Origin of the sequence: Maribacter sp. ACAM166, from assembly GCF_005771495.1 — a bacterium.
In the GTDB taxonomy this organism is placed as follows: Bacteria; Bacteroidota; Bacteroidia; order Flavobacteriales; family Flavobacteriaceae; genus Maribacter.
Map to the genome: position 1 here is coordinate 236,500 of NZ_VAUW01000002.1, position 14,727 is coordinate 251,226.

The 14,727-nt window shown below is 34.9% G+C and carries 13 protein-coding genes; 7 read left to right on the top strand and 6 right to left on the bottom strand.

Annotated features, from left to right (window positions below; translation table 11 throughout):
* Positions 1 to 161 precede the first annotated feature (161 nt).
* From ES765_RS02385 to ES765_RS02405, 5 genes are all read right to left on the bottom strand, one after another.
* Positions 162 to 2,609, bottom strand: a complete 2,448-nt coding sequence (locus tag ES765_RS02385; RefSeq protein WP_138110992.1) for a TonB-dependent receptor — start codon at positions 2,607 to 2,609, stop codon at positions 162 to 164.
* Positions 2,597 to 3,721, bottom strand: a complete 1,125-nt coding sequence (locus ES765_RS02390) for a DUF4249 domain-containing protein (protein WP_138110993.1) — start codon at positions 3,719 to 3,721, stop codon at positions 2,597 to 2,599. Before ES765_RS02390 ends, ES765_RS02385 begins: the two co-directional genes overlap by 13 nt.
* 120 nt (positions 3,722 to 3,841) lie before the next feature.
* Entirely contained in the window at positions 3,842 to 4,348 is a 507-nt protein-coding gene (locus ES765_RS02395) for a lipocalin family protein (RefSeq protein ID WP_138110994.1), read from the bottom strand.
* Positions 4,349 to 4,582: 234 nt separating this feature from the next.
* A complete protein-coding gene (locus tag ES765_RS02400; RefSeq protein WP_138110995.1) occupies positions 4,583 to 4,834 on the bottom strand; it encodes a hypothetical protein in 252 nt (83 codons plus the stop codon).
* Positions 4,835 to 4,902: 68 nt separating this feature from the next.
* Positions 4,903 to 5,157, bottom strand: a complete 255-nt coding sequence (locus ES765_RS02405; protein WP_138110996.1) for a hypothetical protein — start codon at positions 5,155 to 5,157, stop codon at positions 4,903 to 4,905.
* 483 nt (positions 5,158 to 5,640) lie between these two features.
* Here ES765_RS02405 and rplM point away from each other — a divergent pair, with 483 nt between their 5' ends.
* The 4 genes from rplM to tsf all read left to right on the top strand — a co-directional run bounded on the left by rplM (position 5,641) and on the right by tsf (position 8,732).
* Entirely contained in the window at positions 5,641 to 6,096 is a 456-nt protein-coding gene (gene rplM / locus ES765_RS02410; protein WP_138110997.1) for a 50S ribosomal protein L13, read from the top strand.
* A gap of 1 nt (position 6,097) precedes the next feature.
* Positions 6,098 to 6,484, top strand: a complete 387-nt coding sequence (gene rpsI, locus ES765_RS02415; RefSeq protein ID WP_138110998.1) for a 30S ribosomal protein S9 — start codon at positions 6,098 to 6,100, stop codon at positions 6,482 to 6,484.
* Between the two features lie 236 nt (positions 6,485 to 6,720).
* On the top strand, positions 6,721 to 7,839 hold the full coding sequence (rpsB, locus tag ES765_RS02420) for a 30S ribosomal protein S2 (protein WP_138110999.1): 1,119 nt from the start codon (positions 6,721 to 6,723) through the stop codon (positions 7,837 to 7,839).
* A gap of 68 nt (positions 7,840 to 7,907) precedes the next feature.
* Positions 7,908 to 8,732 carry a translation elongation factor Ts gene (gene tsf, locus ES765_RS02425; protein WP_138111000.1) on the top strand — a complete coding sequence of 275 codons (825 nt, stop codon included), beginning with the start codon at positions 7,908 to 7,910 and terminating at the stop codon, positions 8,730 to 8,732.
* 92 nt (positions 8,733 to 8,824) lie between these two features.
* On the opposite strand, the gene ES765_RS02430 is transcribed toward tsf, so the two are convergent.
* Positions 8,825 to 10,693, bottom strand: coding sequence for a peptidase M61 (locus tag ES765_RS02430; RefSeq protein ID WP_138111001.1), 1,869 nt, complete (start codon positions 10,691 to 10,693; stop codon positions 8,825 to 8,827).
* 155 nt (positions 10,694 to 10,848) lie between these two features.
* Between ES765_RS02430 and pyrH the strand changes: the two genes are divergently transcribed.
* The 3 genes from pyrH (at position 10,849) to ES765_RS02445 (ending at position 14,674) form a co-directional block, all read left to right on the top strand.
* Complete coding sequence (pyrH, locus tag ES765_RS02435; protein ID WP_138111002.1) at positions 10,849 to 11,556, top strand: UMP kinase; 708 nt, start codon at positions 10,849 to 10,851, stop codon at positions 11,554 to 11,556.
* Positions 11,557 to 11,600: 44 nt separating this feature from the next.
* The gene (frr, locus tag ES765_RS02440) at positions 11,601 to 12,155 is read left to right on the top strand and encodes a ribosome recycling factor (protein WP_138111003.1); all 555 of its coding nucleotides are present in this window, start codon (positions 11,601 to 11,603) and stop codon (positions 12,153 to 12,155) included.
* Positions 12,156 to 12,286: 131 nt separating this feature from the next.
* On the top strand, positions 12,287 to 14,674 hold the full coding sequence (locus ES765_RS02445) for an efflux RND transporter permease subunit (protein WP_138111004.1): 2,388 nt from the start codon (positions 12,287 to 12,289) through the stop codon (positions 14,672 to 14,674).
* Positions 14,675 to 14,727 lie beyond the last annotated feature (53 nt).

Sequence of the window (14,727 nt, forward strand, 5' to 3'; positions counted from 1 at the left end):
AACTGATATACACGGCAGCTAAGTTAGTTCGTATCAGTGCGTTATTAAGCACAACGCACTTAAATTTCAGTAGTGGATTTAGAACAAGGAGTATATCTTGTAACCATTTAATAGGAGCACTAACGGGTACAGCGTAAATTTTTTAAGCAATACTATTCCACTTATTGAAAAACAAAATTATAAGTCAATGAAATCAACGGACTATTCAAAATGGAAAGTTCATACGATCCTAATGGGCTACCTAAAAAAACATCTGCATCTACTCCTGGCTGACGTTGGGAATAATAAATATTAAATGGATTTCGCCTGCTGTAAACATTATAAACGGTAAATGTCCAATCGCCGACCCATCGCTTATTGACTTTCTCACCATATTTAACATTCCATGAGAAATCTAATCTATGGTAAGGTCGAAGTCTAGCATTGTTACGTTCAATAAAAATTGGAACATCAATATTCTCCAATTTGAAGACACTATTCGCTACCGTATAAGGTCTTCCGGTTTGACCAGTAAAATTAAAACTCCATGTATTATATTTATCCCCTTCAAAATTGATTGTGGAATTGATTACATGTGGTCTATCAAAATCTGAAGCATACCACTTATTATTGTTTATTCTATCAGCAAGCTTTTCATTATTAGACCTCAGTAAACTTCTTGACCAAGTGTAGTTCAACCAGCCGTTCACCTTACCGCTAGATTTCTTTATACTAAACTCAACACCGTATGCTTGACCATCTCCCTGAATTACATCACGCTCCAAAAACTCTTCAAGAAAGAAATCGGCACCAGGCTTAAATGTTAAGTTGTTTTTGGAATCTCGATAGTAACCTTCTAAACCCAGTTCAATTGTATTATTTGCAAAATTTTTATAAATCCCTAAACCATATGCATCACTTATTTGTGGCTTTATATATGAATCAGCAGTCTTCCATCTAGAAGTGGGCAAAGGAGTTGTCGAATTATATACATTTTGAAGGTATTGATTCAATCTTGCATAACTAGCCTTAATCGAGGTAGTTTTGTTTAACTTAATATTCGCCCCTAATCTTGGTTCTAACCCATTATACGTTTTAACCCCTGCCCCGCTTTCAAATTCAGTAACACCCAACAACAAACCAGTGGTCTGATCTATTTGCGCCTGCTCAAAAGGCCCTACAAGAACATAATGACTAAATCTTAAGCCGGCAGAAACAGCCACATTTTCAACTGGTTTAAAATTTACATTAGCATATCCTGCAAATTCGTAGCTATTTTCTTTAGCCAAAGAAACGGCCTCAACACTATTACTATTTCCTGGTCGTAATTCTCCCGGGCTAATCTGATACTTGTTTGCCTGAATTCCCAAATAATAGTTTAGATCAGACTTAATTTCTTTAGAAAATTCTGATGCAAAACTTTGATAATTAATTTTCGATTCGAATTCAATTTCATTAGGATTATCGACTTCAGGAAAGATAGTTTTTGGCGAATAATCGCTCACCACCAAGAATGTTCTAAGATTACTTTGATCATTGAAAGAATGCCTCCAATTCAAGGTGCCGTTTAGGGTTTTAAAATCATACTGGTTATTTTTTGCATTAATATTCTGTATTTTAGTTATCAAGTCCAGTTGATAATAATCTTTACTATAAAACCCCGTAAAAGTTACTTGATCATCTTTTGTTGGTAGATATAACAATTTTAACGTACTGTCATAAAATTTAGCTTTTGTATCCTTTAAGCGTTCTGAAACCAAGGGTAACAAAAAATCTGTTAGACCTGCCCTTCCACCAAGCGTCATCATAAGCTTATCCTTAATGATAGGTGTTTCAATATTCAAACGACTTGAAACAATACCTATACCACCACTTAACTTAAATTTATCTACATATGGATTTTTAACCTTTATATCCAAAACTGAGGTTATTCTACCACCATAACGCGCAGGTATATTTGCCCTATACAAGTCAACACTAGAAATCACATCTGGGGTAAATACAGAAAAAAGACCAAAAAGATGTGTTGGGTTAAAGACCGGTGCATTATCCAATAATAATAAATTTTGGTCTAAGGCGCCACCCCTAACTGATAACCCATTACTGATTTCACCTGCATTATTTACACCTGCCAATAGCGTCATACTTCTAAGAACATCTGCTTCCCCAAGACCTGATGGTATTTTTTTTAACTCTTGTGTTTGTAATTGTAATGCTCCCATTTGCGGTAATTCTAAATTATCATTTATCCGCTTTGCTCGAACTATTACTTCAGAAAGCTGTTCTTGTTCTTCAATAAGGTTGATTTTTATATTCTGTCTAGAATTTAGGCTCACGGTAACCGTCTCACTTTTAAAACCTATATAATTGACATTAACCGAATAGGAATCTTGAGGAAGATTTATAGAAAAGATTCCATTGTTATTGGTAATTCCTCCGCAAGAACATTGATCTATCGTTATTTCAGCACTCTCCAAAGGTTGTTTGGTCAACTCATCGAATACCTCAACAACCAAACTATATTCTTGGGCTTGAAGCGAACTTGAACAAAAAATTATAAACACCAACCCTAAAAAAAAATAGAAGGCCTTCCTTATAAAATGACTACCTGTTTTATTTAATTCATCCATACTTCTGGCTGTATCGCTGTTTTAAATCTACTTTCATTACAAGGAGCTTCTATAGTTGCAGGGGCTGGGTAGGGGGACATAAATGTTGGCTCAATGCTCATGGGCATTTGAGGGTCTAACTGATTTTCTGGAATATTACCTCTTTCAATAAAAATATCAATTGTTGATGTCGCAGCAGCAGTGAACCTTCCAAACACAAAATCGTCGGCATCGTTTGGGTTGAACATATTACCTATTAAAGCGGCTGGTGGCGGTGCATTAAACCCACTACTATTATCGACCAAGTCTTTTAAGACTTTATAATAATCATATGCATCTGGAGTCAATGATAACTGTTGGATTTCAACCACGATGTTCTCTTTTGTATATAGAGGTACATTGGCAACTATCAAATCAGTAGTAGTTTTTCCGTCAGAAAATTTATCATCAAATATTGATATACTTTCTGGGTATCTAACTTTCCAACAATCTGTATCACATGTGTAACTAAAATAATCTGGCGTAGCTATATCTGTCGGACCACATAATCCCCCACGGTAAATACCATCAAAACAAACTTGGCAAATAAGTAAGTTTTCATAAGATTTGAATGTCCAATAATAGTAATTTTCTTCACTAATCGGATCATTGAAAGTTATTGAAACAGCATGACCAGGTTCAAAAGATCCTGTTCCGTTATTAAATTGCAATTCAGGATTATAGGTGGCCTTTATATTTGTAATAGGAACAGATTCTAATACCGTTTCTGATTGTGAATAGTATTGCCTTCCATCTTCCAAGGTAATTTGTATTTCCCATTGCTCACCCACATTAGCCTTAAATTCAATTGAAGGTACATAAGCGCCTTCTAATTCTACCAATTCAACTGTTTGGCCAGACACAGAATTCACAAAAGATACTGAGGCACCTTTTTCAAATTTTGTTTTGTTTATTCCAAACTCATTTACAGATTTGTTAATTATCACGTATGAACCACCTTTAACAGTCGTAGCAATACCTTCTATAAAAACCAGCCCTTCTTTAAACTCAAATTCAGGCTCTACAGGATTTATGCAACCCAAATATACAAGTGATAATAAAGCAAAAAAATATTTGATACTTATCTTATTCATTTGATTTAAAACGATGTTGCGGAAAGTTTTAAAGGTACCCTTAATTACAACATATCCAACTTTACACAAAAAAACCCCTTCAACAAATTGAAGAGGTCATAATCATATTAAACATATATACTATCGCTTTACAAAAATCAATTGACCACTATCCGTAAAATCTGGAATTTCCAAATCTGCCGCATCTACCATCATTATAGCACCGTCAATTGACACGTCAACTAGTACTGTATCTCCATTAGTATCGACTATTGAAATAATACTACCATCAAAAGTATATATACTTGATTCTTCATCAGTTTGTGTAGGGCAAGGTATATCAAGACCTGTTGAAGTTGCATTAATCTCTACATAATTAGCTGAATTACTAGCCGTGGCAGTCAAATCTTCATTAAATTGTAGCGTTACGATATAGCAATCCTTATTGGTTAAAAAATCTAGTATTTGTTTGCCAAATTTTGCGTCATCGCTGGCTGTATTATTATCAATAACAAGCTCGGTGGCGTCCCATGTTCCTATTATTGCATTAAGTGCCACTTCCTGTTCTACTATAGCATCATTTTTATCTGAACTACATGAAAAAAGCACCATTATCAACGCTAGAAGGGCTGAAAAATTTTTATACATAATTGTTAGATTTGGTTAACAACCTCTTAAAACGAAATTATCGTCATATTATTTCACAACCAAATAAAACTGCATATAAAATTAGATCCCTTCTAAAGAGTAAAACGATACGTAGCTTTTAACAAAAAGGTATTATCTTACTTCTTCCCAAATATTTGCCCATCCAATGCAATTGCGCAAGAATCCGTATCCACAGAACTAAAATCAGGGTTTACGGTCAAATCATTTGTTCATTCAGTTTTTGCAGCTAACCCCCGTATCTAATTTGTAGTCCTGCGCATCTCTGAAAAGATTTCCTTCTTGAGCAAAATAAGAATCAAACTGATTTACCAAAACCGTTATATTTTTAGTTGCTTTTGAGGCTGAACATCTATTATTCATTTTAATATAACTCAGTAACCTACCCAACTTGAGGCTACTAACGAAATAGGCTGCCATATTAAGCGCTCTTGCTTCCTGAAAAATTGTTTTTGAACTTGGAGCCATGGATTTGATTGTTTTCAGAACCACACTTTAATTGACTTAGAGGTGTTTTCATTTCTGCTGTTCATCGTCTATATTGGAAGCCGTGTACCAGATAAGATTCCAACTTGTATGAAAATAATCTCCGTTTTGAGAAATAAACTTATCCCCTTCACACCTCCAGCAAAATCATGATATGAAAAGCCCGTTTGTTTATTATTATAACTATCAATGTTCACTTCTAGCCCATCGCCGGAAAAATTATCACTTCTAGCTAAATGCTTTTCAATTTTAAAAGGGTCACTGTCAACACACTTAATGGCAACATTATGGATATTTTGCTTCATATGTAATCTTAAATTATGTAGGTTGGCTAGCTAATTTTCCAGTGTTTTAAGTCAAATACGGTAAAATTGGCTCCCCAAGTAACATTATGCCTACTAACATCATTTAAAACTATGGCAACGACGATTGACTCACAAAAAGATAAAGGTGTTGTTGTATATTCCTTGAGTACTTAATTTAGATTATTCTACGTGGAAACAATTGAAACAACTAAAAAAAACATGATATTCGCAAAAGATATTTTAATCATTATTAAGACTTAATTTGGTTGATTGATTTTGATATTTAAGTGATGATTAAAAATTAGCAAGGTTGCAGAATCGATTTAAAAAGTATCAAGTTTAATAGTATTTTGGCACTAAAAAATTGAATTTGAAATAAAAAAGAAAAAATTTAGAAACAAGTATTTGCAATTCAAGTTAATAATTGTAGATTTGCAGCCCGTTTGACGGGATTGATTATAATAATAGTTAAAAATAGCAGTAGTGGATACATTAAGTTATAAGACCGTTTCGGCCAACAGAACAACTGTAAACAAAGAGTGGTTATTGGTAGATGCCGAAGGAGAAACATTAGGACGCTTGGCTTCCAAGGTTGCCTATTTGTTGAGAGGAAAACATAAACCAAATTTCACTCCACATGTAGATTGTGGTGATAATGTGGTTATTATCAACGCTGAGAAAATTGTTCTTTCCGGAAACAAATGGTCTAGCAAGGTATATTTAAGATATACCGGTTATCCAGGTGGTCAGCGTACTACTTCCGTAAAACAACTTTTGGATAAAAACCCAGAAGGTATACTTGAAAAAGCTATAAAAGGAATGCTACCTAAAACAAGATTAGGTGCAGAACTTTTTAGAAACTTAAAAGTTTACGCAGGTACTACTCACGGACAGGAAGCACAAAAACCTACTGTAGTTAATTTAAAAGAGATTAAATAAGATGGACGTTATTCATAAAATTGGCCGTAGAAAAACTGCCGTTGCAAGAGTATATATTTCTGATGGAAATGGTGATATCACCATTAACAATAAAGATTTTAATGTATATTTTCCAACAGCTACACTTCAATATAAAGTAAAACAACCTTTTACCTTAACTGAAAGCTTAGACACTTACAATGTAAAAGTAAATGTTTACGGTGGTGGTATGACAGGTCAAGCAGAAGCTATACGTCTTGCACTAGCTAGAGCAATGTGTGAAATTGATGCTGAAAATAGAATTATCTTAAAACCAGAAGGTTTATTAACAAGAGATCCAAGAATGGTGGAACGTAAGAAATTCGGTCAGAAGAAAGCCCGTAAGAAATTCCAATTCTCGAAACGTTAATACGTATCATAAAATTACCAGGCACCTTTTATGGGTGCCTGTTTTATATATTTTTTATCATACTGGAACGTCCAGTAAATTAACAAGTTCATTGAAAGTCTATTACGGACAATTAAAAATCCTTTGATTATTAAAATCGAAGGTAAATTAGTTTAGCATCTAAATGATAAAGGCTTTTGCTTATGCAAATACCACTTTATCATTGCTAATTCATAAGAACGTAAACTAAATTTAAAATGGCGAGAGTCGAAGTAAAACAACTATTAGAAGCAGGTGTACATTTTGGACACCTAACAAGAAAGTGGAATCCAAACATGGCTCCTTACATCTACATGGAGCGTAACGGTATTCACGTTATCAATCTTTACAAAACAGTTGCAAAATTAGACGAGACCAATGAGGCTCTTAGCAAAATTGCAGCATCAGGTAGAAAAATACTTTTCGTTGCTACCAAAAAACAAGCAAAAGACATCGTTGCTGAAAAAGCTGCAAATGTAAATATGCCTTACATCACAGAAAGATGGCCAGGTGGTATGTTGACCAATTTCGTTACCATTCGTAAAGCGGTAAAGAAAATGGCTACAATTGATCGTATGAAGAAAGATGGTACATTTCTTACGCTGTCTAAAAAAGAAAGACTTCAAGTAGATCGTTTACGTGCAAAATTGGAAAAAAATCTTGGTTCTATTTCTGAAATGACACGTTTACCAGGTGCATTATTTATTGTTGATACAATGAGAGAGCACATCGCTGTTAAAGAAGCACAGAAATTAAACATTCCAATCTTTGCAATGGTTGATACAAACTGTGATCCTAGAGATGTAGATTATTTGATACCATCTAACGATGATGCTTCAAAATCTATTGATATCATTATGACCGAAGTAACCAACGCTGTTGCCGAAGGTCTTGCCGAACGTAAGTCTGAGAAAGGTGATGCAGCTGAAGGTAAATCTGAAAGCAAAAAAGAAAAAGCTCCTAAGAAAAAGGAAGTTGTAGAGACTCCAGAACCAACCCCAGCTCCAGTTGTTGATAAAGTTCCTAATGTTGAAGTAGATGTTGAGGCGACTCAAAAAGCAGTTGCTGAAGATGCGAAAGCGGAAGCGGATGATTTAACAAAAGTTGAAGGAATTGGACCTAAAGCAGCAGAAGCATTAGTTGCTGCAGGTATTTCTACTTATACTGACCTTTCAAAAGGAAATGCAGATAAGATAAAAGAAATCTTAACAGAAGCTAGTTCTAGAATGGCACATTTGGATCCAACTTCTTGGCCAAAGCAAGCAAAAATGGCTGCTGATGGTAAATGGGATGAGCTTAAAGAATGGCAAGAAAACACTAAAGGTGGTGTAGAATAAGTTACTACATTTTTGATATAAATAAATTAAGAATAACCCCTAAAAAGGGTGCACTAAAAGTTAAAGAAATGGCAAAGATTACAGCTGCAGAAGTTAATAGGTTAAGAAAAACAACTGGTGCAGGAATGATGGATTGCAAAAAAGCCTTAGTAGAAGCTGAAGGTGATTTTGAAAGTGCAATTGAAATTCTTCGTAAAAAAGGTCAAAAAGTTGCAGCAAAAAGAGCCGACAGAGATTCTTCTGAAGGTGCTGCAATCGCAAAAGTTAGTGAAGATCACACGAATGGTGTTATCATCTCCCTTAATTGTGAAACCGATTTTGTAGCTAAAAATGAAACTTTTGTTACGTTAGCAACAGAATTAGCAGACTTGGCAATCAATTTTGATTCAAAAGAAGCTTTTTTGACTGCAGATTTTAAAGGCATGACTGTTCAAGAAAAGCTTATCGAACAAACTGGTGTTATCGGCGAGAAAATTGAAATTGGAGGTTTTGAAACATTAAGTGCGCCTTTCGTTGGCTCATATATTCATGCTGGTAATAAAATTGCAGTTTTAACTGGACTTTCAGCGGCAGTTAATGGCGCAGAGGAAGTAGCTAAAGATGTTTCTATGCAAGCAGCAGCTATGAACCCAGTTGCTTTGAACGAAGACGGTGTAAATCAATCGGTGATAGATAAAGAAATCGAGATTGCAAAAGATCAGTTACGTCAAGAAGGAAAGCCTGAAGCAATGTTAGAAAATATCGCAAAAGGTAAATTAAAGCGTTTCTTCAAAGACAACACCTTGGTGAATCAAGATTTCATCAAAGACAGCAAACAAAGTGTTTCCCAATATGTAAAATCAGTTGACTCCAACTTAGAAGTTACGGGTTTCAAAAGGGTTGCATTAGGTTAATTACAAGGTAACAAACTCAACAAAAAACCGTCTTACTATAAAAAGTAGACGGTTTTTTATTTACCCTAATTCAGAATTCAAATATCCAGTACTTATTTTTTTAACCATGCTTTACGCAAGATGAGTTTATTTTGATTCGCTTCTTTTTTGGGCATAATTTTTCTAACCCTTTTTACAGGTGACCCAACCGAGCCTTCGATAGCTACTCTCTCACCATTTCGTTCTACGGTTATTTGAATAACCTTATCCGCAGTCCATGCGAAACTTTCACCAATAATAGGCCGTAAGGATTCTATTGTGATTTCCTTTCCATCTATTTTTTTAATGACATCGCCACCTTGAAGATTTAAATCAGTATAAAAAGAGTTTAATTTAATTCCCTTTCTTATAAATATCACACTATCATTTTCAATATCTACATCAATATAAGGAATTTCACCATCAAAGAAATAGCCTGTATGTTCTTCTACATCTAAAATTGACAAGCCAACCTTTTCAAGGTAAACTTCATAATTAATGGGAGTATCACCAACCACATGTTCTTTAAAAAATAAATCAACCTCTGGGTAGGTCATTGACACTATTTCATTAATCAATGCATCATCTTCAAACGGATTGTTAGCCCCATATTTTTCAGACAATTCCTTTAATAGCCACAAGACTCCTTTTTCTCCTTTACTTTTTTCACGTAATAACAAATCCAATGACATATTAATCAAAGCACCCTTCTCATAAACATTTGCATAATTTTCTTCATAGGGTTCCTCTAAAATATTTTTGCTCATTACAGTAAAGGACATGTTGTCGTCATAATTTTTTGAATTGTCCATCTTAATCAACATTCTATTATAGAATTCATCTTCCGAAATTAAACCTTGATGGATTTGAAAAAGGTTAGCAAAATATTCGGTTGTACCCTCGTACATCCATAAATGCTGAGACATTATAGGATTATTAAAATCAAAGAATTGTATTTCTTTGGAGTGTACCGTCAACGGTGTAACAATATGAAAAAACTCATGAGAAACCACATCCATCATAGCCTCCTCCAACTGTTTTAGCGGCATAGCTTCAGGCAAAACGACCACGGTAGAAGTATGATGTTCCAAAGCACCAAAACCCTGCGCATCTGCCTTGTTTAAGTCAGATAGATAGAGTAGAATATTATATACTTGAGTAGAATTCACCTCTCCCAAAAACTTCTTTTGTGCGCCCATCATTGTAACCATCCTATCTTTCAGATCTTTAGCTTTATAAACTCCGTTTGGTGAAAAGAGACTTAAGGTTATTGTAATTCCATTAATTTCAAACGTTTCGCTATTCGGCTTTGCATACATAATTGGATTATCGATAACTTCGAAATACCTATTAGCAAAGAACACATCCTTACCTTCTAAACCAGCATCTCCTTTATTATTTAGTGAAGTGGTAGAAACCAATGATTTTGGTTTCATAATCTCTATTTGATAGGGTTTCTCTTTATATCCATCAAAATAGCCTACGAAACCATGAAGGTTGAGCATGTAATTATTTCCTTGTGAAATATTAGTACCAGCAGGTGAAAAAACAGCATCTACCACATCATTTTCAGTATCGTACGTATCATTAACCCAATACTGTACCTTATCAAGTTGCGTTCCATTTGAAATACGCCATGAGTTATCATCTAATTGAGTGGCCATTAACTGCGCACCATCGTAATCGATTGCCATAAAATCTTGAATATACTTTCCATAATTATCAGTACTATACGTCCCTGGAACTGTCTTTGGAATTCTATATACTACTGTTTCTGATGTAAATGAACCCGGATTCAACTCAACTTTCACTCGGTCCTCGACAACATTTACCAAGTCTATCTTTGTGATAATTGGACTGTTTTCAATAGATAAAAGTGCCTTTCCGGCACCACAAGAAGTTAAAATTAAGGCAAGGGCAAAAACTATTACTGTTTTTCTCATAGCAAGCAACGATTAAATATACTTTTAGTATATGGATACCAAAGATAGAAAATATGCCAGATCCCATTCTAAAAGAATAATGAACCGGTTGAATACAATATTGCCAACACCCGTCAAATATTTTCATTATTTTTGATGGCAAATAAAAAATTGAAATGCACTACAAAAGAATTCTTCTAAAGCTTAGCGGTGAAGCCCTAATGGGTGAAAAGCAATATGGTATCGATTCTAATCGACTTAACGAATACGCAGAAGAAATTAAGGAAGTAGTTGAAAAAGGTATTGAGGTAGCAATTGTCATTGGAGGCGGAAATATTTTTCGTGGCCTTACTGGCGCCGCAACAGGCATGGATCGTGTACAAGCAGACCACATGGGTATGTTAGCTACTGTAATAAATGGGCTCGCCCTACAAAGCTCACTAGAACTGAGTGGCGTTCAGACTAGACTGCAATCAGCAATAATGATTAATGAGGTAGCTGAACCTTTCATTCGAAGAAGAGCAATGAGACACCTTGAAAAAGGCAGGGTAGTTATATTTGGTGGTGGTACAGGAAACCCCTATTTCACGACAGATTCTGCAGCTGTATTAAGAGCCATAGAAATAGAAGCAGATGTAATACTTAAAGGTACCCGTGTAGACGGCATCTATACTGCAGATCCAGAAAAAGATAAAAGTGCCACTAAATTTGATTCAATATCCTTTCAAGATGTGTTGACAAAGGGGCTTAAAGTAATGGACACAACGGCCTTCACTTTAAGTCAAGAAAATGAACTACCTATTGTAGTTTTTGATATGAACAAAAAAGGAAACTTACTTAAAATTGTTGATGGCCAAACTATTGGCACTAAGGTCAACGTGTAATTTTTGGTACAGTTTATGGTTTGAAAAAGTAATATTCTCATTATATGAACGAAGAAGTACAATTTGTCTTAGACTCAACAAAAGAAAGCATGGATGCTGCTATATCGCATCTTGAACGTGAATTTTTAAAAATTCGCGCAGGAAAAGCGAGTCCTGCTATGTTGTCAACTGTTTTAGTTAATTATTATGGTTCGCAAACCCCATTATCGCAAGTAGCCAATGTGAACACACCAGATGGACGTACTATTTCGGTTCAACCATGGGAAAAAGGAATGCTTCAAGAGATTGAGAAAGCAATCATGAATGCAAATTTAGGCTTCAACCCTATGAACAATGGCGATATGATTATCATCAATGTTCCGCCACTTACAGAAGAACGAAGAATACAATTAACAAAACAAGCAAAAACTGAAGCAGAACATGCAAAAGTAGGCGTACGTAGTGCCAGACAAGATGCCAACAAAGAAATTAAAGATCTTGACATTTCTGAAGACCTTCAAAAAAATGCTACTGCCGACGTACAGGATTTAACTGATGTTTTTACTAAAAAAATAGATGATTTCTTAATGAAGAAAGAAACTGAAATTATGAAAGTATAATATTGAAGATTAAATTCATAAAACTATGCTATCCTAGCAAGGTCGTTTAGATTTAGTAGTGTCAATTTTAAACTTTTCAATTTAGGAACAAATGTACCTATTGGTTACCTTTGGCACCTGCAAAAACAATTATGGCAGCTAAACTTACTAAGGGATTTTGGCCAAAAACGGCAAACATTATTCTCCGTAACAGGATCCTAATAATATTTTTAATCACTGGATTTACAATTTTCATGGCCATGCAATGGCAATATATGCGATTTTCCAGTTCGCAGACCAACCTATTACCAGATGACCACCCAGTCAACCAACAATACCAAGACTTTCTTAGTAAGTTTGGCGAAGAAGGTAACGCAGTGGTTTTCGCCATACGAGACAGTGCACTTTTTAAACCTGAAAACTTTAATAGGTGGAATAAACTAAGTAAGCAACTAGGTGCATTCCCAGAGGTAGAATTTGTTCTATCTACCGACAATTTACAAGAACTTGTTAAGGATAATGAGAAGCAAGAATTTAAAATGCAACCTTTAATTTCTCGTGAATTAACTACTCAAAAAGAAATCGATAGTATTACCAATCATTTATTCAACAACCTTCCTTTTTATGAAAATCTAATCTACAATAAGGAAAGTCGCACATTACGTACCATTGTTTATTTAGATAAGGACATTGTAAATACCTCTGTAAGAAAAGACTTCATTCTACAGGATTTGAATACCCTGGTCAAGAATTTTGAAAAGGAAACCAGTTTGGACGTTCATATTTCTGGTATGCCCTACGTAAGAACAATGAATTCGCAGAATATTATCGATGAAATCGGTAAATTTATCTTGGCTGCTCTTGGCGTTACCTCAATAATTTTCTTCTTTTTTTTTAGAAGTATTCGAGCTACATTTATTTCGATGTGCGTCGTTATTATTGGCGTAATGTGGGCCTTTGGCTTACTAGGCCTATTACAGTATGAGATTACGGTTCTTACTGCCCTTATTCCCCCTTTAATTATCGTGATAGGAATCCCCAATTGTATTTTCTTAATCAATAAATACCAACAAGAAGTCAAAAAGCATGGTAATCAGGCACTATCCTTACAGCGGGTAATATCAAAGATCGGTAATGCCACATTAATGACCAATATTACCACAGCATCTGGTTTTGCAACATTCATCATAACAGATAGCAAACTTTTAAAGGAATTTGGTATTGTAGCTTCCATTAATATCATAGGCATATTCATCATATCCCTACTTATTATTCCAATCGCATATAGCTTTATGCCATTGCCCAAAACAAAGCACTTAAAACATTTGAATAAAAAATGGATCGATGCCTTTGTAAGTTGGATGGAAAGTATCGTAAGACATAGAAGAATATCGGTGTATATTGTTTCAATAGCAGTTTTGGTATTAAGTATTATCGGTATTTATCAAATTAGAATATCAGGAAGTCCGATTGAGGACATGCCTAAGAACGCTGAATTTTTTCACGACATCCGTTTTTTTGAAAAAGAATTCAAGGGAATAATGCCTGTTGAAATAGTGGTTGACACAAAAACGCCAAAAGGTGTTTTAAAACCCGCCACGCTTAAGCGAATGAATCAACTTGGAGAAGTCATTGAGGAAATACCTGAACTTTCAACTCCAGTATCTGTAGTGAACTTAATAAAATATTCTAAACAGGCTTTTTACAATGGCCTACCGAAATATTACCAACTACCAACAAGCCAAGAGAATTCTTTTATTATGGATGTTGCCCGCAAATCATCGAACAACAGCGACCTCTTAAAAACTTTTGTAGACAGTACAGGGCAATCAGCCAGAATAACCACGTTTATGCGAGATGTCACTACCAGTCGCATGGAACAAATTGAAGAAAGACTCTTAGAAAATATAGCAAAAATTTTCCCTGCCGAACGGTACAATGTCTATATGACCGGTAGTGCTTTATTGTTTTTAAAAGGGACAAAATACCTAGTCAAAAACCTAATAATGTCTCTGGCTTTAGCAATAGGATTAATTGCCCTTTTCATGGCCTATCTGTTTAGGTCGTTTAGAATGATTATTATTTCTCTCATCCCTAATTTACTACCCTTAGTAATAACCGCAGGTATTATGGGTTTTGTAGGTGTTCCAATAAAACCTTCTACAATTTTGGTGTTCAGTATTGCTTTTGGAATCTCGGTCGATGACACCATTCACTTCCTGGCCAAGTATAGGCAAGAATTGACTGCGAATAATTGGCGTATTGAAAAATCGGTCTATAATGCATTACGCGAGACTGGCGTAAGTATGTTCTACACCTCAATAGTACTATTTTTTGGATTTTCAGTTTTTGTTATTTCCAACTTTGGAGGAACGGTTGCTTTAGGCTCTTTGGTTTCGGCTACCCTGCTACTTGCCATGTTAGCTAACCTTATTCTTTTACCCTCCTTATTATTATCCCTGGAGAAAAGTATTGCGAATAAGCAAACACTTAAAAAGCCGCAAATAGACATACTACCACAAGACGAACATAGCAACTAGAAAAATTTCCGTTAGAAAACGTTTTAAATTGATACTTGACACTTTGTTTTTTA